Source organism: Azospirillum argentinense (genome assembly GCF_000632475.1).
Classification (GTDB): Bacteria; Pseudomonadota; Alphaproteobacteria; order Azospirillales; family Azospirillaceae; genus Azospirillum; species Azospirillum baldaniorum.
In genome coordinates, this window is the sequence record NZ_CP007793.1 from 213,203 (window position 1) to 236,300 (window position 23,098).

At 70.0% G+C, this 23,098-nt stretch carries 19 protein-coding genes; 10 read left to right on the forward strand and 9 right to left on the reverse strand.

What is annotated here, in order from left to right:
• Positions 1-3: 3 nt before the first annotated feature.
• Positions 4-573, forward strand: coding sequence for a 3'-5' exonuclease family protein (locus ABAZ39_RS01010; protein WP_247874879.1), 570 nt, complete (start codon positions 4-6; stop codon positions 571-573).
• A 21-nt stretch (positions 574-594) separates the two neighbouring features.
• Here the strand turns inward: ABAZ39_RS01010 and ABAZ39_RS01015 are convergent, their stop codons facing one another.
• Positions 595-2,283, reverse strand: a complete 1,689-nt coding sequence (locus tag ABAZ39_RS01015) for a sensor histidine kinase (RefSeq protein ID WP_038525847.1) — start codon at positions 2,281-2,283, stop codon at positions 595-597.
• 166 nt (positions 2,284-2,449) lie between these two features.
• Between ABAZ39_RS01015 and mtnA the strand changes: the two genes are divergently transcribed.
• Complete coding sequence (gene mtnA / locus ABAZ39_RS01020) at positions 2,450-3,556, forward strand: S-methyl-5-thioribose-1-phosphate isomerase (protein WP_038525849.1); 1,107 nt, start codon at positions 2,450-2,452, stop codon at positions 3,554-3,556.
• Positions 3,557-3,578: 22 nt separating this feature from the next.
• Here the strand turns inward: mtnA and ABAZ39_RS01025 are convergent, their stop codons facing one another.
• Together ABAZ39_RS01025 and ABAZ39_RS01030 are read right to left on the reverse strand one after the other, a co-directional pair.
• A complete protein-coding gene (locus tag ABAZ39_RS01025) occupies positions 3,579-4,043 on the reverse strand; it encodes a DUF4126 family protein (protein WP_144243441.1) in 465 nt (154 codons plus the stop codon).
• Positions 4,044-4,056: 13 nt separating this feature from the next.
• Positions 4,057-5,529 (reverse strand): aldehyde dehydrogenase family protein, encoded by a 1,473-nt coding sequence (locus tag ABAZ39_RS01030; RefSeq protein ID WP_081862842.1) that lies wholly within the window; start codon positions 5,527-5,529, stop codon positions 4,057-4,059.
• A 63-nt stretch (positions 5,530-5,592) separates the two neighbouring features.
• On the opposite strand from ABAZ39_RS01030, the gene crtI reads away from it, so the two are divergent.
• Genes crtI through ABAZ39_RS01055 form a run of 5 tightly spaced genes read left to right on the forward strand, consistent with a single transcriptional unit; the run spans position 5,593 to position 11,141 of the window.
• A complete protein-coding gene (crtI, locus tag ABAZ39_RS01035; protein ID WP_038525851.1) occupies positions 5,593-7,146 on the forward strand; it encodes a phytoene desaturase family protein in 1,554 nt (517 codons plus the stop codon).
• Positions 7,143-8,684, forward strand: a complete 1,542-nt coding sequence (locus ABAZ39_RS01040) for a phytoene desaturase family protein (protein ID WP_038525852.1) — start codon at positions 7,143-7,145, stop codon at positions 8,682-8,684. Before crtI ends, ABAZ39_RS01040 begins: the two co-directional genes overlap by 4 nt.
• Positions 8,685-8,698: 14 nt before the next feature.
• Positions 8,699-9,532, forward strand: a complete 834-nt coding sequence (locus tag ABAZ39_RS01045; protein ID WP_038525854.1) for a lysophospholipid acyltransferase family protein — start codon at positions 8,699-8,701, stop codon at positions 9,530-9,532.
• Positions 9,529-10,680 carry a glycosyltransferase family 2 protein gene (locus tag ABAZ39_RS01050; RefSeq protein WP_038525856.1) on the forward strand — a complete coding sequence of 384 codons (1,152 nt, stop codon included), beginning with the start codon at positions 9,529-9,531 and terminating at the stop codon, positions 10,678-10,680. Before ABAZ39_RS01045 ends, ABAZ39_RS01050 begins: the two co-directional genes overlap by 4 nt.
• Positions 10,677-11,141: a DUF2141 domain-containing protein gene (locus tag ABAZ39_RS01055; protein WP_063922617.1), complete on the forward strand. Its 465-nt coding sequence runs from the start codon at positions 10,677-10,679 to the stop codon at positions 11,139-11,141. The genes ABAZ39_RS01050 and ABAZ39_RS01055 overlap by 4 nt, the downstream gene beginning before the upstream one ends.
• Positions 11,142-11,160: 19 nt before the next feature.
• On the opposite strand, the gene ABAZ39_RS01060 is transcribed toward ABAZ39_RS01055, so the two are convergent.
• Positions 11,161-11,784, reverse strand: coding sequence for a 3'-5' exonuclease (locus ABAZ39_RS01060; protein ID WP_038525858.1), 624 nt, complete (start codon positions 11,782-11,784; stop codon positions 11,161-11,163).
• An 11-nt stretch (positions 11,785-11,795) separates the two neighbouring features.
• Positions 11,796-12,386, reverse strand: coding sequence for an NUDIX domain-containing protein (locus ABAZ39_RS01065; RefSeq protein WP_038525860.1), 591 nt, complete (start codon positions 12,384-12,386; stop codon positions 11,796-11,798).
• A gap of 614 nt (positions 12,387-13,000) precedes the next feature.
• Between ABAZ39_RS01065 and ABAZ39_RS01070 the strand changes: the two genes are divergently transcribed.
• Positions 13,001-13,726, forward strand: coding sequence for a class I SAM-dependent methyltransferase (locus ABAZ39_RS01070; protein WP_247881602.1), 726 nt, complete (start codon positions 13,001-13,003; stop codon positions 13,724-13,726).
• 7 nt (positions 13,727-13,733) lie between these two features.
• Here ABAZ39_RS01070 and ABAZ39_RS01075 read toward each other — a convergent pair whose 3' ends face one another.
• Complete coding sequence (locus ABAZ39_RS01075; RefSeq protein ID WP_038525862.1) at positions 13,734-15,062, reverse strand: ABC transporter substrate-binding protein; 1,329 nt, start codon at positions 15,060-15,062, stop codon at positions 13,734-13,736.
• A gap of 232 nt (positions 15,063-15,294) precedes the next feature.
• Here ABAZ39_RS01075 and acnA point away from each other — a divergent pair, with 232 nt between their 5' ends.
• Complete coding sequence (acnA, locus tag ABAZ39_RS01080) at positions 15,295-17,985, forward strand: aconitate hydratase AcnA (RefSeq protein ID WP_038525864.1); 2,691 nt, start codon at positions 15,295-15,297, stop codon at positions 17,983-17,985.
• Between the two features lie 63 nt (positions 17,986-18,048).
• Here acnA and ABAZ39_RS01085 read toward each other — a convergent pair whose 3' ends face one another.
• Both ABAZ39_RS01085 and ABAZ39_RS01090 read right to left on the reverse strand, forming a co-directional pair.
• Positions 18,049-19,971, reverse strand: a complete 1,923-nt coding sequence (locus tag ABAZ39_RS01085; protein ID WP_051657731.1) for an acyltransferase family protein — start codon at positions 19,969-19,971, stop codon at positions 18,049-18,051.
• 444 nt (positions 19,972-20,415) lie between these two features.
• On the reverse strand, positions 20,416-21,267 hold the full coding sequence (locus ABAZ39_RS01090; protein ID WP_038525866.1) for a LytTR family DNA-binding domain-containing protein: 852 nt from the start codon (positions 21,265-21,267) through the stop codon (positions 20,416-20,418).
• Positions 21,268-21,453: 186 nt separating this feature from the next.
• Here ABAZ39_RS01090 and ABAZ39_RS01095 point away from each other — a divergent pair, with 186 nt between their 5' ends.
• Positions 21,454-21,855 carry a DUF2141 domain-containing protein gene (locus tag ABAZ39_RS01095; protein WP_051657732.1) on the forward strand — a complete coding sequence of 134 codons (402 nt, stop codon included), beginning with the start codon at positions 21,454-21,456 and terminating at the stop codon, positions 21,853-21,855.
• A gap of 42 nt (positions 21,856-21,897) precedes the next feature.
• Here the strand turns inward: ABAZ39_RS01095 and ABAZ39_RS01100 are convergent, their stop codons facing one another.
• Positions 21,898-22,995, reverse strand: coding sequence for a hypothetical protein (locus tag ABAZ39_RS01100; RefSeq protein WP_035671054.1), 1,098 nt, complete (start codon positions 22,993-22,995; stop codon positions 21,898-21,900).
• Positions 22,996-23,098: the final 103 nt, after the last annotated feature.

Here is a 23,098-nt window from a genome sequence, read left to right on the forward strand (position 1 = left end):
GGCATGCCGACCGAAACCATTGCCAGCGTGGTCGCCATCGGGGGGGCGCCGTCCGTTCCGGCGATGCCCGAGCATCCCGACCGCGCCCTGCTGCTGTCGGGGGAGGAGAGCGGGGAGCGGGTGGCGATCCATTGCGAGGCCACCTCCTTCGACGCGGCCACGGCCGATCTGCGCAGCATCGCGGCGCTGCGCATCCGCGGCGGGCGCGTCCTGACCAGCCAGCGTCTGATCCTGTCCTTCTGGCCCACCGAACCGGCGGAGCCCGCGCTGTCCCGCCTGCTGGCCTTCATCGGCAACCGGCCGCTGGTCGGCTATTACCTGGATTTCACCGTGGGGCTTCTCGACCGGCTGGTGCAGCCGATGGTCGGCATGGCCCTGCCGAACCAGCGCATCGAGGTGTCGAGCCTCTATTACGGCCGCAAGGCCAAGGCGCCCGGCAAATACGCGGTCGATCTGCGGCTGGACAGCATCCTGCGCGATCTCGACCTGCCGCCGCGTGGCGGGGAGGACGCCTACGCCAGTGCGCTCGCCGCCGCCATGGTCTATCTGCGCCTGGAGCCGCCACGGCCCTGACGGCTCCTCAGGCAGCCCCATTCAGGCGGCTTTCGTCTGCGACTTGGCGAGGGTGGACACCGACACGATGAAGCGGGTGCCCGGCCTGCCGTCCGGCTGGCGGTCGATGGTTACCGCTGCTCCGGCCTGCTGGGCCAGCGCGCGGACCAGAACCAGCCCCAGCCCGTTCTGGCGCTTTTCGTTCGGGCGGCCCTGGGTGGCAGATGGGTCCGGCGGCAGGCCGGTGCCGTCGTCGCGCACCACCATCCGCATGCCCTCCTCACCCTCCGGGAGCAGTTCGACCGTGATCGTGCCGGGGTGGCCGAGGGGGAAGGCGTGGAGCAGCGCGTTGGACACCAGCTCGCTGGCAATCAGGGCGAGCGGGGTGGCCTGATCCACGTCCAGGCTCCAGGGCTGGGGGGCGTTTACGGTCAGCCGCGCCCCGGTCGGGTTGGTCGAGCGGACCAGCCCGTCGCAGAGCTGGCGTAGGTAATCGGCGAAGTCGACGCGCGCCGGCTGGTCGGAGCGGTAGAGCAGCTCCTGCATCAGGCTCATGCACTGGATGCGGCGCAGGCTCTCGTCGAAGGCGCGGCGGGCCGGCTCGTCGATGCGGGCGGCCTGGAGGCGGAGCAGGCTGCAGATGACCTGAAGGTTGTTCTTCACCCGGTGCTGGACCTCCTTCAGCAGGACCTCCTTGTCGGTCACCGCCGTTTCGAGCTGGGCGTTGGTCTGTTCCAGCTCCGCCGTGCGCTGGTGGACCCGTTCCTCCAGCGTGTCGTAGGCGTGCTGGAGCGCGCTCTCCGCCTGCCGCTCGCGCCGGGCGCGCTGAAGGGCCATTCCGCCGACCACCGACACGGCGGCCAAGGCCGCCAGCGCGTAGGAGATGTAGGTCCACAACTGGCCGTGCCAGCGCTCCATGACGCTGCTCACCGGGATGGCCACCTCGGCGGTCACGGGCACGCTGTCCACCCGGCGCAGCGCCGAAATTTCCGGCTCCCCGGCGGCCTCCGCCGCGGCGCTGTCGGTGGCGTCCGGTCCCTGGGTCTCGTGCAGCAGCACCGTGCCGTCGGCCCGGCGCAGGGTGATGGAGCGGGCGTAGTCGAAGTCGAAGCTCTTGTAGATGTCGCGGACGTAGCGCGGCGAGACAGCGACCAGGGCCACGCCGCGGAATTGCCCCGGCGCGGCGGCCAGCGGGCGCGCGAGGAGGATCAGCGGCTCCTGGCTGTAGCGGTTGCTGTCCAGAGCGGTGATGAAGAGATTTCCCCCCGCCTCGCTGCCGCCGGCCCGCTGGGCTACGAAGTAATCGCGGTCGGCGACGTTCATCGCCGGGGTGGGAAAGCGGCGGGTGCTCAGGACGGCGTTCCCTTCGGCGTCGAACAGCCAGATCGACACCAGATAAGGCGTGCCCCGCACCAGCGCCGCGTAGCGCTCCCAGCCCGCCCGGTCGCTGGGCAGCGGGGCGTCCGCCGGCCCGGCGAGCTGGACCGCCTGCTTCAGGATCAGGTCGCTGGTCTCCACCAGCCGGGCCGCGTGCTCCGCGACCAGCAGGCTGGCGTTGCCGGCGGTGTCCTGGGCGTGCTGCAGGGCCGCCGCCCGGTCGCGCAACGCGAAGCTGGCCGACAGCCCGAGCGTCAGCAGCAGCGCCACCGCGCAGACCATCAGGACCAGCGCCGACCCCGGCATCCGGTAGAGCAGAGGGGAACCTTTGGATCGCAGGGCGCGCAGGGGCATGGGGACGATGCTTCGGGGCATGGAAGGTGGTGGCTTTCGTGGCGGACCAACACTTTTTTGCAGGCTCCTGTTCCCTGGGTACGCCCGTTGAACCGCGCCGCGCCACCCCCTATTGTCGCGTCGGGCCGAAAGGCCGAAGCGGCATCGAGCGCGGGGAGTATGGCGTATGAAGATCGACGGCACGGCCTACCGCACCATCTGGCTGGCGCAGGACGGCAGGGCGGTGGAGATCATCGACCAGACACGGATGCCGCATGATTTCGCCGTCGCGCGGCTGACCAACCTGGAAGAGGCCGCCCACGCCATCCGCGCCATGCTGGTGCGCGGCGCGCCGCTGATCGGGGCGACTGCCGCCTATGGCGTCGCGCTGGCCATGCGGGCCGACCCGTCCGACGCGGCGCTGGAGGCGGCCCATGCCCGGCTGCTCGCCACCCGCCCGACCGCGGTCAACCTGCGCTGGGCGCTGGAGCGGATGCGCGCCCGTCTGGCGCCGCTGCCGCCCGCCGCCCGCGCCGAGGCCGCCTACGCCGAGGCCGCCGCGGTCTGCGACGAGGATGTCGCTATCAACCGCGCCATCGGCGAGCACGGCGCCGCTCTGATCCGCGAGGCCGCCCGCCGCAAGGCCCCGGGCGAGCCGGTGAACGTGCTGACCCACTGCAACGCTGGCTGGCTCGCCACCGTCGATTGGGGCACGGCGCTCGCCCCGGTCTATGTCGCCTTCGAGGAGGGCATCCGCCTGCATGTCTGGGTGGACGAGACGCGTCCGCGCAACCAGGGCGCCAGCCTGACCGCCTGGGAACTGAACCGCCACGGCGTGCCCCACACGGTGGTGGTGGACAACACCGGTGGCCATCTGATGCAGCACGGCATGGTGGATCTGTGCATCGTCGGCACCGACCGCACCACGGCGACCGGCGACGTCTGCAACAAGATCGGCACCTACCTGAAGGCTCTGGCCGCCCACGACAACGGCGTGCCCTTCTACGTCGCGCTGCCCTCGCCGACCATCGACTGGGGCATGGCGGACGGGGTGAGGGAAATCCCCATCGAGGAGCGCGACGCTCGCGAGGTGACCGAGCTGACCGGCATCACCGCCGACGGGCGGATCGAGACCATCCGCGTCACCCCGGCCGGCAGCCCGGCGGTCAATTACGGCTTTGACGTCACCCCGGCCCGTCTGGTGACCGGTCTGGTGACCGAGCGCGGCGTCTGCCCGGCGAGCCGGGAGGGGCTGCTGGGTCTGTTCCCGGAGCAGGGCGCCGCGCCGCGCTGACGCCCTCTTTCCGGAAAGCCGTTTACGCCGCGGCGACGACGAGCAGCGCGACGGTGAGCGCCACCGCGTCCTCGATCAGCGCCGCCGGCCGGTCGCGGTCGAAGGCGGCGGCCATGCGCCGGCGCGCCTCGTAGCAGAGGAGCGTGCCGGCGACCGCGCCGAGCCCGCCGGCGAGCAATCCGGGGACCCATGCGCCTGCGTTCGCGCCGATGGCCGCGCCCGCGATGGCGCCGCTGGCGATCCGGCTGGCGAAGGGGAAGGGGCGTTTGCGGCTGGGGGTGTTCGGCAACTTGTCGGTGACCAGCTCCCCCACCGCCATGGCGGTGAAGACCCAGGGCGAGACCGGGTGGCCGAGGAAGAACAGCCAGCTTCCCGACAGGTCGAGCCAGCCGCCATAGGCGGCCCAGGAGACCGCCGCCGGCGCCAGCATGGTGCGCGAACCGGCGACGGCGCCGATCAGGACGGCGAGGATCAAAGCTATCGTCACGGGGGTCTCCGCGTCAGTCGGTCCGGCGGTCGCGCAGGGCCTGGATCAGGGTCCGGACCGCCCCGGCGCGGGCGCCGGGACCGCCATGGAGCAGGCGGAGCGCCGCCAGCATCAGCGCCGCGTCGCCGTCGCGCGGCGGGTCGGTGTGGGGAAGCCGCCGGCCGCGCCGCACCGAAACGGTCTTCACCCGCGTCATCTCCAGCAGCCCTTCGGCCCCGCGCGTGACACCCCAGCCGCTGGCACGCCGTCCGCCGAAGGGCAGGCGGGGGTCGGCGGTCGGCACGATCAGGTCGTTGACCGTCACCGTCCCGGCGTCCAGCCGTCCGGCCAGGGCGCGCGCCTCTTCCTCCGGCCCGAAGACCGAGGCGCCGAGCGCGTAGGGGCTCTGCGCGGCGGCCTCCAGCGCCTCCTCGACATCGCGGACGGGCACCAGCGACAGGATGGGGGCGAACAGCTCCTCGCGCAGCAGCGCCATGCCCGGCCGCGCGTCGGCCACGATCAGCGGCGCCATCGCCGGGTCGGCGTCCTCGGGCAGCGGACCAACCGGGCGGGCGCCCTCCGCCATCGCCGCGCGGACCAGCCCGACGAGGCGCCGCCGCACCGGCAGGGGCACCGCTGCCGGCGGGATCGCCGCCACGCTGCGCGTCAAGGAATGCTCCAGCTCGGCCGCCAGGGCGCGCGGCACGAAGACCCGGCGCGGCGCGATGCAGGTGGCGGAGCCGTTGAGGCGCAGGCCGAAGGCCAGCGCGCGGGCGACCGTGCCGAGGTCGGCCCCCGGCAGGACGAAGACCGCGTCGTTGCCCGACAATTCCATGGTGGAGGGCACCAGCCCGTCGGCGAGCTGGCGGGCCACGGCCCGGCCGGTGGGGGCCGATCCGGTCAGCACCAGCTTGTCGATGCCGGCGGTGATCGCGTCGGACACCGCGTCGGGGGACTCGTCCAAAAGCTGGAACAGGCCGTCCGGCAGTCCGGCCTCGGCCAGCCAGTCGGCCAGCCGCTCCATCGGCGCGGAGCAGCCGGGCGCCGGCTTGACCAGCACCGCGTTCCCGGCGGTCAGCGCCTGAAGCGCCTGCACCCCCGGCAGCAGCAGCGGGTAATTGGACGGGCCGACGATCAGGACGGTGCCGAATGGCTCCCGTCGCACCTCCGCGGTGACTCCGAACAGCCAGACCGGGCGGCCACGCGCGCCCAGGCGCCGTGGCGCCAGCAGCGCGGCGGCCTCGCGCTCCAGGAAGCGGCAGGCCTCGGCCAGCGGCAGGACCTCCGCGCTCAGGCTTTCGGCCGCGCTGCGTCCGGGGCGGGTCGCCAGCGTGTGCACAAGTTCCTCCGCATCCGCCGCGATGCGGCGGCGGATTTTGCGGATGATGGACAGTCTTTCGCCTGTATTGCCGACGGCCCACGCCGCGCGCGCAGATGAAAATGGATCGCCGCTCCCGCCTGTCCAAGGGGTTACACCCGGAGGGGTGTGATTGTGGCTGTGATCCATTTCCGGTCCATGTTCGTAACTGCCTTCACACAAGTCGGCAGCTCGGGAGCGTTTGACAAGCGGATGGAACGGCAAGTCGTGATCATTGGCGCTGGGCCGGGTGGATTGGCATCCGCAATGCTTCTGGCGCTCACCGGGGCGAAGGTCACCGTGCTGGAACGGCAGGACCGCGTCGGCGGCCGGTCGGCCGGTTTTGCGCTCGACGGGTACCGCTTCGACAGCGGCCCGACCTTCTTCCTCTATCCCCGCATCCTGGAGGAGATCTTCGAGGCCTGCGGGCGCCGCCTGTCGGACGAGGTCGACCTGATCCGTCTCGACCCGCTCTACCGGCTGGTCTTCGAGGCCGGTGGGGAGCTGCGGGTCCACGGCGAGATGAAGGCGCTGATGGCGGAGATCGCGCGCCTCAACCCGCGCGACGCCCAGGGGCTGCCGCGTTTCCTGGCCGACAACCGGGCGAAGATGGGGCTGTTCCGCCCGATCCTGGAGACCGACTTCTCCAGCCCTTGGGCGCTGGCCTCGCTGCCGATGCTGAAGGCGCTGGGACGGCTCTCGCCGCAGCGCTCGGTCGATCGCGACCTGTCCCGTTACTTCCAGGACCCGCGCGTCCGCCTCGCCTTTTCTTTCCAGAGCAAGTATCTGGGCATGTCGCCCTTCCGCTGCCCCAGCCTGTTCACCATCCTCTCCTTCCTGGAGCATGAGCACGGCGTCTTCCACCCGCGCGGCGGCACCGAGGCGGTGATGGAGGCGATGCGGCGGGTGGCCGAGGATCTCGGCGTCACCGTGCGGCTGAACGAGACGGTGCGCCACATCCGCTTCCAGGGCCGGCGCGCCGTGGGGGTGCGGACGGAGGCCGGCGAGTATCCGGCCGACGCGCTGGTCATCAACGCCGACTTCGCGCGCGCGATGACGACCCTGGTGCCCGACGACCTGCGCCGCCGCTGGAGCGACGCCCGCATCGCCACCAAGAAATTCTCCTGCTCCACCTTCATGCTCTATCTGGGGATCGAGGGCCGGATGGAGGGGCTGGACCACCACACCGTCTATCTGGCGGAGGACTACGCCCGCAACCTCGCCGAGATCGAGGACGGCCGCGAGATGCCGCGCCGGCCGTCGATCTATGTCCAGAACGCCTGCGTCAGCGACCCGGATCTCGCCCCGCCCGGCGGCAGCACCCTCTACATCCTGGTGCCGGTCGGCCACCAGCGCGGCCACATCGACTGGACGGCCGAGGCGCCGCGCTATCGCCGCCTCGTGCTCGACCGGCTGGCCGGTTTCGGCCTGAGCGATCTGGAGCGCCGCATCCGGGTGGAACGGGTGGTGACTCCGGCCGACTGGGACCGCCAGTTCGCGGTGCACCGCGGCGCCACCTTCAATCTGGCGCACAGCCTGGGCCAGATGCTCCACCTGCGTCCGCACAACCGTTTCGAGGATCTGGACGGCGTCTATCTGGTCGGCGGCGGCACCCACCCCGGCAGCGGCCTGCCGGTGATCTTCGAAGGCGCGCGCATCACGTCGCGGCTGCTGGCCTCGGAACTGGGCCTGCCGACGCCTTGGCGCAGCGAGACCATGGGACTGTCCGGCCTGCCCAAGCGGGCCGTAGCGGGGGGATTGGCATGACGGATCGGATCGCGGTGATCGGCGGCGGCCTGGGAGGGCTGGCGTCGGCGGTGGTTCTGGCGGCGCGCGGCCACAAGGTGGTGCTTCTGGAGAAGAACGGCTGGGTCGGCGGCAAGGCGGCGGTGCTGGAGGAGGGCGGCTTCCGCTTCGACATGGGGCCGACCATCCTGACGGTGCCGCGCGTCCTGCGCCGCATCCTGGCGGAGGCCGGCTGCGACCTCGACCGCGAGCTGGAGCTGGTTCGGCTGGAGCCGCAATGGCGCTGCTTCTTCGACGACGGCACCGTGCTGGACCTGTCGGAGAACATCGGCGCGATGGCCGCGGAACTCGACCGGCTGACCCCCGGCCGCGGCGCCGGGGAGGGCTATCGCCGCTTCCAGGCCTTGTCGGAGCGTCTGCACGGCATTTCCGAACGCTTCTTCTTCTGGAAGTCGGTGGAGGATCTGGGCGACACGCTGAAGGTCCGCGAGAGCATGAACGCCAGCACCCTGTCCGACGTGCTGGCGCTGCGCATGGGCAGCACGGTGGCCGGCACCATCCGCAGCCACGTCCCCGACGCCCGCGCCGCCCAGATGCTCGACCATTTCACCCAGTATGTCGGCTCGTCCCCCTACGGCTCCCCGGCGGTACTCTGCGCCATCGCGCACATGCAGACCAACGACGGCGTCTGGTACCCGATGGGCGGCACCCGCGCCGTTCCGGTGGCGCTGGAGCGGGTGGCGCGGCGCCTCGGCGTCGAGATCCGCACCGGCACCGGCGTGCGCCGGCTGGAGGTGACCGACAAGCGCGTCACCGCCGTCGAGACCGAGGGCGGAGAGCGCATTCCGGTGTCGGCGGTGGTCTCCAACATGGATTCCGTCCGCACCTACGAGGAGTTGGTGGGTGGGGCCCCGGCCAAGCGCTTCCGCAAGCGCCGCCGCTACGAGCCGGCCTGTTCGGGCGTGGTCTTCTATCTCGGGCTCGACCGCGGCTACGATCACCTGCTGCACCACGACTTCGTCTTCTCCCGCGACCCGGCGGAGGAGTTCGACTGGATCTACCGCCGCGGTGAGCCGGCCCCCGACCCGACCTGCTACATCGCCGCCCCCGCCCGCACCGAGCCCGGCGTGGCGCCGCCGGGGGGCGAGGCGCTCTATGTGCTGGTCCACACCCCTTACCTGCGGCCGCACCACGACTGGTCGCGGATGCTGCCGGACTACCGCCGCGTGGTCTTCGACAAGCTGAAGCGCACCGCCGGCATGGCCGACCTGGAGGACCGCATCCGCGTCGAGCGCGTCCTGACCCCGCAGGACATCCACGACCGCTACCGCGTGCTGAACGGCGCCATCTACGGGCTGGCCAGCCACGGCCGCTTCATGGGCGCCTTCAAGCCGGGCAACCGCTCGCGCGACGTGGCGGGGCTGTATCTGGCCGGTGGGGCCGCCCATCCGGGGCCGGGCATGCCGATGGTGCTGATGTCGGGCTGGATCGCCGCCGACAGCCTGGACCAGGACCTCCGGAGCAGAGCGCGCGACGGCGACCTGCGCGCCGTCGCCTGAGCGGCGGGCCAGGCATGGGGCAGGGTAAGGGGGATGATGGGCTGAAGGACGATCCGGTCGCGTGGCGCTCGCCGGCGCTCTGCCGCTTCTTCGGCGCCGTCATGGCGCGGCGGATGCGGCACGACTTCCACGCGGTGCGGCTGGCCCGGCCGGGCTGGCCGGCCCTGCCGGCGGACCGGCCGGTGATCGTCTGCCTGAACCACCCGTCCTGGTGGGACCCCGCCCTGCTGATCGTGATGGGGACCACCCGCTACCGCGACCGGCCGGGCTACGGCCCCATCGACGCGGCGATGCTGCGCCGCTACCGCTTCATGGCGCGCATCGGCCTGTTCGGGGTCGAGCCGGGCCGGGCCGGGGCCGCCGCCTTTCTGCGCCACGGCCGGCGCATCCTGGCCGACCCGCGCTCCATGCTGTGGATCACCGCGGAGGGCGCCTTCACTGACCCGCGCCGCCGCCCGGTCCGCCTGCGGCCGGGCATCGCCCATCTGGTCCGCCGCGCGCCGGAGGCGGTGGTGGTGCCGCTCGCCGTGGAATACCCGTTCTGGGACGAGAGCACGCCGGAGGCGCTGGCCCGCTTCGGCGAGCCCATGCCGGCGTCCGCCTTTGCCGGCCAGCCGGTGCCGGACATCGCCGCCGCACTGGAACGGCGGCTGGAGGCGGTGATGGACGCGCTGGCGCTCGACGCGCAGAGCCGCGACCCGGCGCGCTTCCTGACGCTGATCGATGGCTCGGCGGGGGTCGGCGGCGTCTACGACCTGTGGCGCCGGGCGCGCGCCTGGGCCGGCGGGCAACGCTTCAGCCCCGCGCATGGTGATGCATCCGATAAGGAAGGGGTTCCCCGCCGATGAGCGTCCTCACGCTGCTGGCCGCTCTGTCGCTGGCGCTCGCCCTGCTGCCGCTGGGGCTGGGGCTCCTGAATCTGTGCCTCTACCGCCGCCCAAAGGCCGAGCCGCCGCCGGGCGCCGCCGTCAGCATCCTGATCCCCGCCCGCAACGAGGAGGCCACCGTCGCCGCCGCGGTGCGGGCGGCGCTGTCCAGCTGCGGCGTGACGGTGGAGGTGGTGGTGCTGGACGACCATTCCACCGACCGCACGGCGGCGATCGTCCGGGCCATTGCCGCCCGCGACCCGCGCCTGCGTTTGGAGACGGCGCCACCGCTGCCGCCGGGCTGGTCGGGCAAGCAGCACGCCTGCCAAGCGCTCGCCGGTCTCGCGCGGCACCCGGTGCTGCTGTTCCAGGACGCCGACGTGCGGCTGGCCCCGAACGCCGCCCGGCTGGCCTGCGGCGCGCTGCTGGCGGGCAGGGCGGGGCTGGTCAGTGGCTTCCCGCGCCAGGAGACCGGTACCCTGGCCGAGGCGCTGGTGATCCCTCTGATCCATGTGCTTCTGCTCGGTTATCTGCCGATGGTCGGGATGCGCTTGTCGGGCAGTCCGGGATTCGCCGCCGCCTGTGGCCAGTTGATCGCGGTGCGGCGGGAGGCCTACGCGGCGGCCGGCGGCCACGCCGCCATCGCGACCTCGCTGCACGACGGGGTGACGCTGCCGCGCGCCTTCCGCCGGGCGGGGCAGGGGAGCGATCTGTTCGACGCGACCCGCCTCGCCCGCTGCCGGATGTACCGCGGCTGGCGGGAGGTGTGGTCCGGCTTCTCGAAGAACGCGACGGAGGGCATGGCGACCCCGGTCGCCCTGCCGGTCTGGACCCTTCTGCTGTTCGGCGGCCATGTCCTGCCCTGGCTGCTGCTGGGCTGCGCGGCGCTGGTCCCGTTGCCGGATATGGTCCTCGCCCTGGCGGCGCTGGCCGCGGCGGCGGGGCTGTCGTTCCGCTTGCTGCTGGCCTTGCGTTTTCGTCAGAGTCTTGCCGGCGCGCTGCTCCACCCCGTGGGCATCCTGATCCTGCTGGCGATCCAATGGTCGGCGCTGCTGCGCGCCCGCCGGGGCCGCCCGGCGGAATGGCGGGGGCGCGCCTATCCGTCCACCTCACGAACGGGTGCACCATGACTCAATGGCAGTTCCGGAACGCCCGCAACGCCACGGTGGGCGGATCGCTGGCCGCGCTGGCGTTCGGTCTTGCAACGGCCCAGGCGGCCGCCGCCGACCTTGCCATCACCGTCGCCAACGTCGCGAACGCGCAGGGGAAGGTGCTGGTCGCGGTGTGCACGCCGGAGACCTTCCTGGGGCCCAACTGTCCCTACACCGCGGCCGAACCGGCTCGGCCGGGCAGCGTCACCGTGGTGGTGCACAAGGTTCCACCCGGAACCTACGCCGTGCAGTCCTTTCATGACGAGAACCAGAATCTCGAACTCGACCGCAACTTCCTCGGCCTGCCGAAGGAGGGCGTCGGCTTCAGCAACGACGCCCCCATGCGCTTCGGCCCGCCGCGCTACGCCGACGCCGCCCTGGCGGTTGCCGAGCCGGCGACGCGCACGACGCTGTCCCTGCGCTATCTGGTCGAGCGCTGATCGTGAGAGATCACCGCCTTCAGATCACGGGCACCAGACGCCGCCGCCGGGGCGGCGGGTTGCCGCCCTTGCAGGGGCTGTAGCCGCCGGGCGCCAGCTGCCCGAACGTGATGCCGGTCGCCGCGGCGATGTCGCCCAGCCGCTCCAGCCCCAGAACGCGGGCGGCGGCGAGGGCGATGCGCCCGCAGGCCTCGGCGTCGCTGCCGGCGTGGTGGTGGTCGAGCGCGATGCCCAGATGGTCGGCCAAGTAGTTCAGCTTGTGCGCGGCCAGCTGCGGCCACGCCTTGCGCGCCAGAACCACGGTGCAGAGGTAGCGGCAGGCCGGCCACTCCAGCCCGTAATCGTCCAGCGTGTGGCGCAGCACGCTGATGTCGAAGGAGGCGTTGTGGGCCAGCACCAGACGGCCCTCCAGCCGGCGGGCGAAGCGGTGCCAGACCTCCGGAAACTCCGGCGCGCCGGCGACATCCTCCGCCCGCAGGCCGTGGACGGCAGTGTTGAAGGGGTTGAAGCGCATCTCCCGCGGGCGGATCAGATGCTCCTCCGTCTCCACCACGCGCCCGTCCTCGATCCAGGCGACGCCGATGGAGCAGGCGCTGGTCCGCGATTCGTTGGCGGTTTCGAAGTCGATGGCGACAGCCTGCATGACGTCGTTCCTCAACCCAGGATCAGGCGGGTGACGTCCTCGGGCAGGTCGCCGTCGAGCGCCATCAGGCGGACCCTCATCAGGCAGGCCACCGCGATGGCGTCGGTGATCTCGCCGCGCTTGACCATGGCGTAGGCCTCGACGAAGGGAACGTGGCGCAGTTGCAGGACCTCCGTTTCCTCCGGTTCGGCCTGCCCCTGCTCGATCCCCCAGGCGAGAAAGCAATGGGCGGTCTCGTCGGTGATGCTGTTGGACAGGTGCATGGTCAGGATCGGCAGCCAGTGGCGGGCGGTCTGGCCGGTTTCCTCCAGCAGCTCGCGCTTGGCCGACTCCACCGGATCGACGCCCTTCTTGCCGCCGCCTTCCGGGATCTCCCAGCTGTATTGCTCCAAGGGGAAGCGGTACTGGCCGACCAGAGTGACGCGGCCCTGGTCGTCGATGGGAACCACACCGGTCGCCAGATTCTGGGCGTGCATGACGCCGTAGATGCCGGGGTTGCCGAGCGGGGTCAGCACGTCGTGCTCCACCACCCGCATCCACGGATTCTCGTAGATCGGCTTGGTCGTCAGGACGGTCCAGGGGTTGCCGGTCTTGTGCGGCACGCCGGTGCTCCTTGCGCGGGGTGGGGACGGGCTGTGGGGGTGCTGGAGCGGAACTATAGGCATTGCGTCTCGATGCTGCAACGCGGTGCGCTTCGGCCACCGTGCCGCGCGTCGCCTTCGGGACCGCAAGCCGTGGGTGTTGCGGAAATATTTCACAGTTAGATAAAATTTTCGCGACAGTTCATGCAAGTCCTCTCCAACTGTTCGCGCTGGTTACTTGACTCCCCGACTGTTGAGGTCTACCTCTATATTGTGCGGTATCCGTTGATGCCGGCGGTGGCCGTCCTTCGTGGGGCAGCAATTTTGGAAACGCAGCGCCGGATGCGGCACAATTTTCAGGATAGGGAGCGTTGGCGCAATCCCGACTGGCGGACGAAATTCGTCGCCTGGTGGGAAGGCTACGACCTCGCCGCCCTGTCCCGGCTCGCCCGCACCGCCCCCGCCTCCCGCCTGCCCCTGCGCGGCCCGGTGGCGGCGCTGGTTCCGCCGCGCCCGCTGGCGCGCTGCCGCCCGAGGCGCCGCGGGCCGATGCCGACCTGGAACGTCTGGAAAACCTGCAGCTGGACCGCCAGGGCGAGCCGGTCTGGTCGGTCGCCCGCACGGAAGGGGCGCAGATGCTGTGGGGCCAGGACTGCGTCGGGCCCGGCGACTCGCAATGGATGGTCGAATCCGTCCGCTCCTTCGGGCTGAACCCGGCCAAGAGCGTGCTGGACCTTTCGGCGGGGCTGGGCGGGCCGGCGCGCGGCATCGTCGACAGCTACGACACCTGGGTGACCGGGCTGGAGATGTCGCCTCTGCTGGCGAAGCTGGGGATGGAGCGCTCCAAGGCGCTGGGCGTGTCGAAGAAGGCGCCGATCGGCCATTACGACCCCGAGCATTTCAATCAGGCGGGCTCCTTCGATCTCGTGCTGGCCGACCGGGTGATGCACCGGGTGCGCGACAAGGAGAATTTCCTCGACCGCGTCTGCGACTGCGTCAAGCCGAAGGGCGGCGTGCTGCTGTTCGACTATGTGATCGAGGGCACCCCGTCCTCCTGGGAAAGCTGGAACGGCTGGCGCGACTCCGAGCCGCTGGAGGTCTATCCCTGGTCGGCCACCCGCATGGCCGACGAGTTGACCCAGCGCAACCTGGACCTGCGCATTTCCGAGGATCTGACCCAGTTCCACCGCCGCCAAGCCGTGGAGCGGGTGCGCCGGCTGGGCGAGGCGCTGAAGACCGCGGTCCCCGAGCCCCGCGTCCTGAAGGCGCTGGCCCGCGAACTGGCGCTGTGGTGGTCGCGCCTGCGCGTGCTGGGCAGCGGGCTGCGCTTCTGCCGCTACGTGGCGATGCGCCCGACCTGAAGGACTTCTAATCGCAGGCTCGCGGTTCAATTTTGCGTTCCGCCGCGAAGCGCCGGGCCGACTCCGCCACCAGCTTGCGGATCAGGGCGCGGCGCGGTTCGATGGGGCCGGAGACGTCCAGCCAGCGCTCCCCGTCCCATTGCTGCACATGCAGCGGCACGATCCCCTCATGGTCGGCGCAGGTGATGCGCAGCGGCTGCATGAAGCCGTCCAGCCCCATATCGGCCAGCCGTTCGGCGGTCAGGTCCAGATGGTCGAAGCCCCAGGCCACCTGCGCCCCGGTCAGCGGTCGGCGCCCGTATTTGCCCTGCGCGGTGCGGATGGCTTCGACCAGGACGGCGGCGTTGAAGACCCCACGGTTGTACAGCACCGTGCCGATCTGGCCGGGGTCGCCGGCCCCCAGCCCGCGAGCGTGGACCTGTTCGCGGATCGCGCGGATCACCGGCAGGTCACTCCCGGCGGCGTGGAAGGCCACCGCCTTGTAGCCGATCGCAGCAGGGCCGACCGGCCGGACGTCCAGCTCCGACCCGGCCCACCAGACGCCGATCATGCGGTCGGCCGGATAGCCGGCGGCGGCGGCCTCGCGCAGGGCGGTGGAGTTCTGCACGCCCCAGCCCCACAGGATCACGTAGTCGGGCCGGTAGTGGCGGGCGATCTGCGTCCACACGGCGCGCTGGTCCAGCCCCGGCGGGGCGACGGGGAAGCTGCGCATCTCGAAGCCGAGCGGGCCGCGCAGCGCCTCCAGCATGGGCAGCGGTTCCTTGCCGAAGGCGCTGTCGTGGTAGACGTAGGCGATCTTGCGCCCGCGCAGCCGCTCCGTCCCGCCCAACTCCGTTGCGATGTGGCTGATCGCGGCGTCGATGCCCGTCCAATAGCTGGCCGGGGCGTTGACCGCGTAAGGAAAGACCCGCCCGTCGGACACGTCCGCCCGCCCGTAGCCGGAGGAGAAGACCGGGATATGGTCGGCGGCGCCGCGCTCGATCAGGGCGTAGGTGATGCCGGTGGACAGCGGCAGGACGGCGGCGGCCCCGGTCGGCCCCTTGGCCTTCAGCCGCTCGTAGCAGTCCACCCCGCGGTCGGTGTTGTAGCCGGTGTCGCACTCCTCCCAGGCGATGGGCACGCCGCCGATGCCGCCGTCGCGCCGGTTGACCAGCGTCAGATAATCGGCCACGCCGTCGGCCAGCGGGATGCCATAGGGCGCATAGGGGCCGCTGCGGTAGACGAGGTGCGGGAAGAACTGCGCCCCTTGCGGCGGCTCCGGGGCGGCCGCAACCGGGGCGCACAGCACCACCGCCGCCAGGGCCACCGCCGCCAAAGCTGGGGCGCGCCATGCCATTCCGTTTCCTCCACCCGTCGTACGCCGGGCCGTTCCGCCCGTTCGCGCGATTCTAGTACGGACCGGCCCCGTTTCGCACGAAGAGAGCGCAGCCCCCACGCTTCCGCTTGCCTGCCCTTTGCACGGCGCCGTTTGAAGGGGGGCGGGACCGGCACTAAATCAGGCGGTTGAGACATGCGGAAACCACGGCCGCCGCCCGGCCGGTCCGCCAATAACGCGAAGGAGGGGTACCGTGACGACGTTCACCGGTCAGGACTCGCTGAAAACCCGCCGCTCCCTGTCCGTCGGGGGCAAGAGCTACGATTATTTCAGCATCAAGGCCGCGGAGGACGCCGGACTGGGCGACCTCTCCCGGCTGCCCTATTCGATGAAGGTGCTGCTGGAGAATCTCCTGCGCTTCGAGGACGGGCGCACGGTGTCCACCGACGACGTCAAGGCGGTGGCCCAGTGGCTGCACGACAAGCGGTCCGACCGTGAGATCGCCTACCGCCCGGCGCGCGTGCTGATGCAGGACTTCACCGGCGTGCCGGCGGTCTGCGATCTGGCGGCGATGCGCGAGGCGATGGCCGCGCTGGGCGGCGATCCCAAGAAGATCAACCCGCTGGTTCCGGTCGATCTGGTCATCGACCACTCGGTGATGGTCGATTACTTCGGCAACCCCTCCGCCTTCGAGAAGAACGTCGAGCTGGAGTTCGAGCGCAACCTGGAACGCTACGCCTTCCTGCGCTGGGGCCAGAAGGCCTTCGACAATTTCCGCGTCGTGCCGCCGGGCACCGGCATCTGTCATCAGGTGAACGTCGAGTATCTGGCGCAGGGCGTGTGGACCGACACCGACCCGGCGGGCAAGCTGGTCGCCTATCCCGACACGCTGGTCGGCACCGACAGCCACACCACCATGGTGAACGGGCTGGGCGTGCTCGGCTGGGGCGTCGGCGGCATCGAGGCGGAGGCGGCCATGCTCGGCCAGCCCATCTCCATGCTGATCCCCGAGGTCGTCGGCTTCAAGCTGACCGGGCGGCTGAAGGAGGGCACGACGGCCACCGACCTCGTGCTGACCGTCACCCAGATGCTGCGTAAGAAGGGCGTGGTCGGCAAGTTCGTGGAGTTCTACGGGCCGGGTCTGGATCACCTGACCCTGGCCGACCGCGCCACCATCGGCAACATGGCCCCGGAATACGGCGCCACCTGCGGCATCTTCCCGATCGACGCGGAGACCATCCGCTACCTGACCTTCACCGGCCGCGACGCCGACCGCGTGGCGATGGTCGAGGCCTACGCCCGCGCCCAGGGCATGTGGCGCGACGCCGGCACGCCGGACCCCGTCTTCACCGACACGCTGGAACTGGACATGACGACGGTCGAGCCGTCGTTGGCCGGCCCGAAGCGCCCGCAGGACCGCGTGCCGCTGTCCCAGGCGGCGCAGAGCTTCGGCAGCGATCTGGTCGGCGCCTTCAAGGCGGAGGACGCCAACCGCTCCGTTCCGGTGAAGGGCTGCGGCTACAACCTCGACCAGGGTGCGGTGGTGATCGCCGCTATCACCTCCTGCACCAACACCTCCAACCCGGCGGTTCTGGTGGCCGCCGGCCTGCTCGCCCGCAAGGCGGTGGAGAAGGGGCTGAAGTCCAAGCCCTGGGTCAAGACCTCGCTGGCGCCGGGCTCGCAGGTGGTCACCGACTATCTGGCCAAGGCCGGGCTCCAGCCCTACCTCGACCAGCTCGGATTCAACATCGTCGGCTACGGCTGCACCACCTGCATCGGCAACAGCGGCCCGCTGCCCGACCCCATCGCTGCGGCGGTGGAGGAGGGCAACCTCGTGGTCGCCGCGGTGCTGTCGGGCAACCGCAACTTCGAAGGCCGGGTGAACCCGCACACGCGGGCGAACTATCTGGCCTCGCCGCCGCTGTGCGTCGCCTACGCGCTGGCCGGCAACATGAAGATCGACCTGAGCAAGGACCCCATCGGCACCGGCCATGACGGTCAGCCCGTCTACCTGAAGGACGTCTGGCCGACCAACCAGGAGGTCCAGGACGCCATCGACGCCTCGCTGTCGGCGGAGATGTTCCGCAGCCGTTACGGCAACGTGTTCGAGGGGCCGGAGCAGTGGCGCGGCATCCAGACGGCCGAGGGCCAGACCTACGAGTGGCAGGCGGGCAGCACCTACGTGAAGCTGCCGCCCTTCTTCGCCGACATGCCCAAGACCCCCGACGCGGTGAGCGACGTGCGGGGCGCCCGCGCGCTCGCCGTGCTCGGCGACAGCATCACCACCGACCACATCTCGCCCGCCGGCTCGATCAAGAAGACCAGCCCGGCCGGCGAGTATCTGCTGAGCCATCAGGTGCGCCCGCAGGACTTCAACTCCTACGGCGCACGGCGCGGCAACCACGAGGTGATGATGCGCGGCACCTTCGCCAACATCCGCATCCGCAACGAGATGCTGGCGGGCGTGGAGGGCGGCGAGACCCGGCACTATCCCTCGGGCGAGCAGTTGCCGATCTACACCGCGGCGATGCGCTACGCCCAGGAGGGCGTGCCGCTGGTGGTCATCGCCGGCAAGGAGTACGGCACCGGCTCCAGCCGCGACTGGGCGGCCAAGGGCACCAAGCTGCTGGGCATCCGTGCGGTGATCGCCGAGAGCTTCGAGCGCATCCACCGCTCCAACCTCGTCGGGATGGGCATCCTGCCGCTCCAGTTCAAGGACGGGCTGACCCGCAACGATCTGGCGCTGGACGGCACGGAGACCTTCGACATCGACGGCATCGAGCAGGACCTGCGCCCGCGCAAGGACGTGACGATGACCATCACCCGCGCCGACGGGCAGACGCGGCAGGTGCCGCTGCTGCTGCGCATCGATACGGTGGACGAGGTCGAGTATTACCGGAACGGCGGCGTGCTGAACTTCGTCCTGCGCAATCTGGCGAAGTGACGGACGCCGGCGCAGCGGGGGCGGCGGCACCGCCTTCCCGCTGCGCGGCGTCCCGGCCGGGCCTCACTCTCCATAGGACGGGTCGGGAGCGCGCAGTATTTCCTGGATGCTCTGGACGATCAGGGTACTGCCGTGGGTCGAGAAATGGCCCTGGTCCAGGAAGTAGAAGCCCTGGTCGTCCCTGATCCGGCAGAGCGGAAGAGCCTTGCAGGGATCGGGATCGCAGAAATAGTCGGAGGTGTCGATGAACCGCGCGCCTTGCGTCGCGGCGATGACCGGCTGGTCGGCGGCTTGGCCGGTGATCGAGTAGGCCCGCTCCGACTTCATGAAATAGGTGTGGTCGTAGGGGTTGCGGAAGCGGAAGACCGGGCTCTGCCCGAGCACGACGATCCGGATGCCCCGGTTCAGCAGCGCGTCCACGGTCTCGTGCAGGCGGCGGAGATCGAGGGCGTTGGTGTCCATGTACCATTCCCACCGCGCCGCCATGATGACGATGCGGATGCCGTTGCGGTCGATGAGTTCTTCGACGCGGCGGTTAAACTCCTGGCAGTTCGGGCGGGCGTTGACGGACAGATCCTTGATGGGCGGACAGCCGGATGCCGTGTACTGGACGATGTTGAAGGGCAGGGTGTCGGCGACGGCTTGAAGCCCCGGCACATAGTGGGCGGCGAAGGAATCCCCCCAGAGCAGGGCGGTGGGCGCGTCCGCCTTCGGCGAACCGATCCGGCAATTCTCCAGGCCCGGCCACGCCTCGGGCGGCTGGTCGGTTTCGAGAAAGCAGGTGTGTTCCTTGTAGAGTTCCCGCCCTGAGATGTCCTGCGGCGCGTAGTCGGCGAAGCGCTGCGGCAGCCCGTTGGACAGATGACCGATCAGCCCGACCCCCGCCAGTCCGGCCATGGCCCAGCCGGTCCGGGCGAAGACCTTGGCCGGCTGGCGGTCCGACTCCACCCCCGACTGTGCCCCCGACGCTGCCCTGGGCTTGCGGAAGGGCACCTCGATCAGCCGCCAGGACAGCACGGACACCGCGGCGATGGCCGCAAGAAGGATCAGCGTCTCCTTGGTGGACAGGTCCCGCCCCTTGTAGAAGCGCGCGAAGACCATCAGCGGCCAATGCCAGATGTACATGGAGTAGGAGATCAGGCCGATGAAGACCATGGGGCGCAGCGTCAGCGCCCTCCCGACCGCTGTCGGACCGCTCCGCCCCGCGTGGATCACCAGCGCCGCGCCCAGGCAGGGCAGCAGGGCGGCGTAGCCCGGAAAGGCCGTGGCCTCGGATAGGGCGAACACGCTGACGAGGATCAGGGCGGCACCGACCGCGCAGGCCAGTTCCCGCACCGCGCGGCTGCGGCTGTCCGGAACGGCGCCGAAGGCCAGAAGGGCGCCCAGCACCAGTTCCCACAGCCGGGGCGGCAGCAGGTAGAAGGCCGCCACCGGATGATCCCGGACCAGCGACACGCCCAAGGCGAAGGACGCCGCCGCCGCCGCCAGCAGAACGGCAACCCACACCGAACGCCTGTACGGAATCAGGGCCAGCACGGCGAGGGGAAAGACGATGTAGAATTGCTGCTCCACCCCCAGCGACCAAGTGTGGAGAAGCGGGTTCATCTCCGCCGCGTTTTCGAAGTAACCGGACTTCAGATAATAGACGATGTTGGACGAGAACAGCGTGGTCGCCGCCAAGTTCTGGGCAAAGCTCTTCAACTCCTGGGGCGACAGCAGGAACAGGGCGAGCACCGTCGTGACCGCCAGCGCCGCGAACAGGGCGGGAAGGATTCGACGGATGCGGCGGACATAGAAGTCGGCGAGGGAAAAGCGGCCGCGCTGCGCGTCGTTCAGGACGATCGAGCCGATGAGGTAGCCGGAAATCACGAAGAACACATCGACGCCGATGTATCCGCCGCTGAACAGGGAAAACTTCGCGTGGAACAGCAGAACCGAAAGGATCGATACCGCGCGAAGGCCGTCGATGTCGGGGCGGTACGTCATGGGACCCGCAAGGTTTGGGTGGAATGGAGACGCGGGTCGGCTGTCCCGAACCCGGTTCTGCGGCGGGAGGCGAACGACGAGGGAGTATGGGAGTGTCCGGCTACGCGAGGGAAAGCGGTAAGATTGCTTCCTGACAGTCCAATGATGCCGAAAAGACTTCACGGTATAGGCGTAAGGTTGGCGCTTTTGTCCCCTGGATTGCTTTATTGTTTTCGATGCCCTTGATGGGAAAATCCCTGTGATTTCGATGGTATGGCATCGTGGCGGCGGGTTGAAGTGAATTATTGAATGAAAGCCTTAGGGTGTCGGCACTTTGAATGACCTAACAAGAATTCAACGGTAATGGCCGCCCGATGGGGATAGAGAAAGCACCCGTTATTGCGTGGGGTGTCCGCGTCTGTTCGGGTTTTCACAGTGTCTTCGTGTGTGTTGAGGGGGCGCTGGTTACGGCCCCGTCTTCTCCGTCCAGCCCGCCTCGCGAACCGCCGCTGCGTAACTGCGGCTGACCGGCACGCGACGGCCGTTGCGCAGGACCAGCACCAGCTTGCCGTCCGGCTTGCGCTCCACCCCGGCGACGGCCGCGGCGGCGACCCAGTGGGAGCGGTGGACCTGCATCCCTTGAAGTCCGGCCAGCTCCGCGATGGCGTCGCGCAGCCGCATCAGGATCAGGTCGCTGCCTTCCGCCGTGTGGGCGCGAACGTAATGGTCCTCCATCTCCAGCGCCAGCAGGTCCCGGCCGAGCCGCGCGGGCAGGCGGGCAAGGAAGGCGGGCTCCGGCCGCTCCGCCGGGGGTGCCGGTGCGTTGTCCGGGACGGGCGGGGATGGCGGCGTCGTGGGGCCGGCAAGAAGCCCGCGGTCGCGCAGCTCCAGCCAGACCGGAATGGCGGACACCAGCAGGGTGACGAGGACGACGTAGACGAACAGCTCCGCCAACCCCAGCGGGCGCAGGAAATCCATCCCGCGCAATGTCCGTTCAAGCAGCGCCACGGTCAGCGTCATCAGCGCCGCCACCGCCAGGACCACCCCGGCAAGCATGGCGCGCCACGCTCCCGCCCGCTCCCGCAGCCGATGGCCGGCGGCCAGGGTCAGAAGCTCGAAGGCAAGACCGCCCAGTCCGATCAGCCCGCACCAGTAAGCCAGCCGCTGCGCCAGCGTCAGATCCGCGAAGGTGCCGAACGGACCCAGCAGGGTCAGCACCAGCGCGGCGGCCAGCAGCACCGGCAGGCGCCGCCCCAGCAGCCGGCGGCGGTAGGGCGTGCGGGGCTGCCCGGCCGCGGGAACCGTCGCTTCACGCATCGTGAAACGCCGGTTCCCGCGTTTCGCGAAGCCGCATCCCGCCGCTCCCGCAATGGCGGTGGCCCGCCGCCCGCTCCGTCAGGCATGGAAGGGACCGGTTCGGAAGGGCGACGGTTCGCCCACGGCGAAGGAAAAGGACAGGAAATGGGAACCGCATGTCGGATTGGATTGGGGTTGGTCGGTGCGATGACGCTGACCCTTGCCGCGGCGGGGGTCAACTCGGCGGAGCTTCGCGCAACCATCGGCAACGTCAAGCCCCAACAGGGCAAGCTGTGGGTCGCGCTGTATGACGGCGCCGATGCCTACAAAGCGGAGCGGCGTTTCGCCGGGCAAATTCTGGAGGCGTTGGGGACGGAGGTGACGGCGGTCTTCGTCGGTCTGCCGGCGGGGCATTATGGAATCGCGGTGTTCCAGGATCGGAACGGCGACTCGGTGCTCACCACCAACATGGTGGGCATACCAAGTGAGCCCTACGGCTTCAGCGGCGGGGCGACGGGCAGCGCCTTCGGCCCGCCGGCCTTCGACGCCTTCGCCCTGGAGGTGCCGGACGGGGGGACGGTGACCACCAGGGTGCCGCTGACCGAGTGAGCCGCCGCTCCGGGCAACCGGAGCCGTGCCGTGGAGGGCTCCTCACGCGCTGGCGGAGCGGGCGGACTGTTCCAGCGACTTGATGTGGGACAGGCCGGGCAGGATTTCCGACTTCACGAACTCCATGCGCCGGTTCGGGCCGCCGCCGCCGCGGGCGAAGCGGGCCTTCCACAGGTCCATCTTCACCGCCAGACCGCACAGCACCCCGCCGATGGTGACGTGGTGGGAGGCGATCAGCTCGCGGATGGAATGGAAGGTCTCGGCGTTGATGTCGCGCCAGAAGTCCTTGGACCGGTTGTCGAAGCTCTCGAAGCGCCCGGTGATCGAGGTCGAGATGTCGGTCAGGTCGCGGCTGATCTCGTCGAGCATGCGCATCTGCCGGGCGTCGCGCTTGACCTCGGTGGAGCTGCGGATCTCGGCCATCCAGGACAGGAAGCGCTGGATCTCCGGGACGATGTCGTCCAGGCATTTCTTGAAATAGGCCAGCGACAGGAAGATGTCGCCGTATTCCTCAAGGAACTGCGGGATCTCCCCCAGCTCGATGTCCAGCCGGTCGGCCATCATGCGCAGGTTGCGCAGCGCCTCGTCCCGGTTGGGGTTGGAGAACATGCCGATGATGTCCTTCACGTCCTGGACCTGCATGTCCTCGGACCCGTAGACATACTCGACCAGCGGGCGCGTGAAGACGCGCATGTAGTTGGTCAGCTCCTCCTTCTTGCGGTCGGACAGGGTCAGCGACTCGACGCTGTTGACGTCGATGTTCATCCGGCGCAATTCGATGCGGGAGGTGTAGACGTCGAAGCTGGAGGCGGCGGCGATCTTCTCGATCTTGACGAGGTCGCGCTCCACCTCCTCCTTGTAGGATTCGAAATAGGCGGTGAGGTGGCGCGGCGAGACCTGCCCGCTGCCGGTCTGGACGTCGTGGAACATCTCGACGACGGTCTGCAACCGCACGTTCTTGATCAGCCGGGCGTGCTGAAGACCCGGCGTTTCCAGCGGGATGGCCGACAGCGGCATGATGTGCAGCGCGTCGCGGGCCTCGTCCTCCCACTGCCTGCGCCGTCCTCCGCCCTGGGGACGTGCCGATTTGTCCCCCGCACCCTCGGCCACAGCCTCGCTGGTGTCTGCCCCGTCGCTCAATGCCATCTCCCCGCAAGCCGGCGCCCATCCGCCCGCTCGTCCACTTTCGAGGTCCCCCACAAGGATAGCGGGTTGAGGGGGGCAGGCAAGGGTTGAAGGGGGC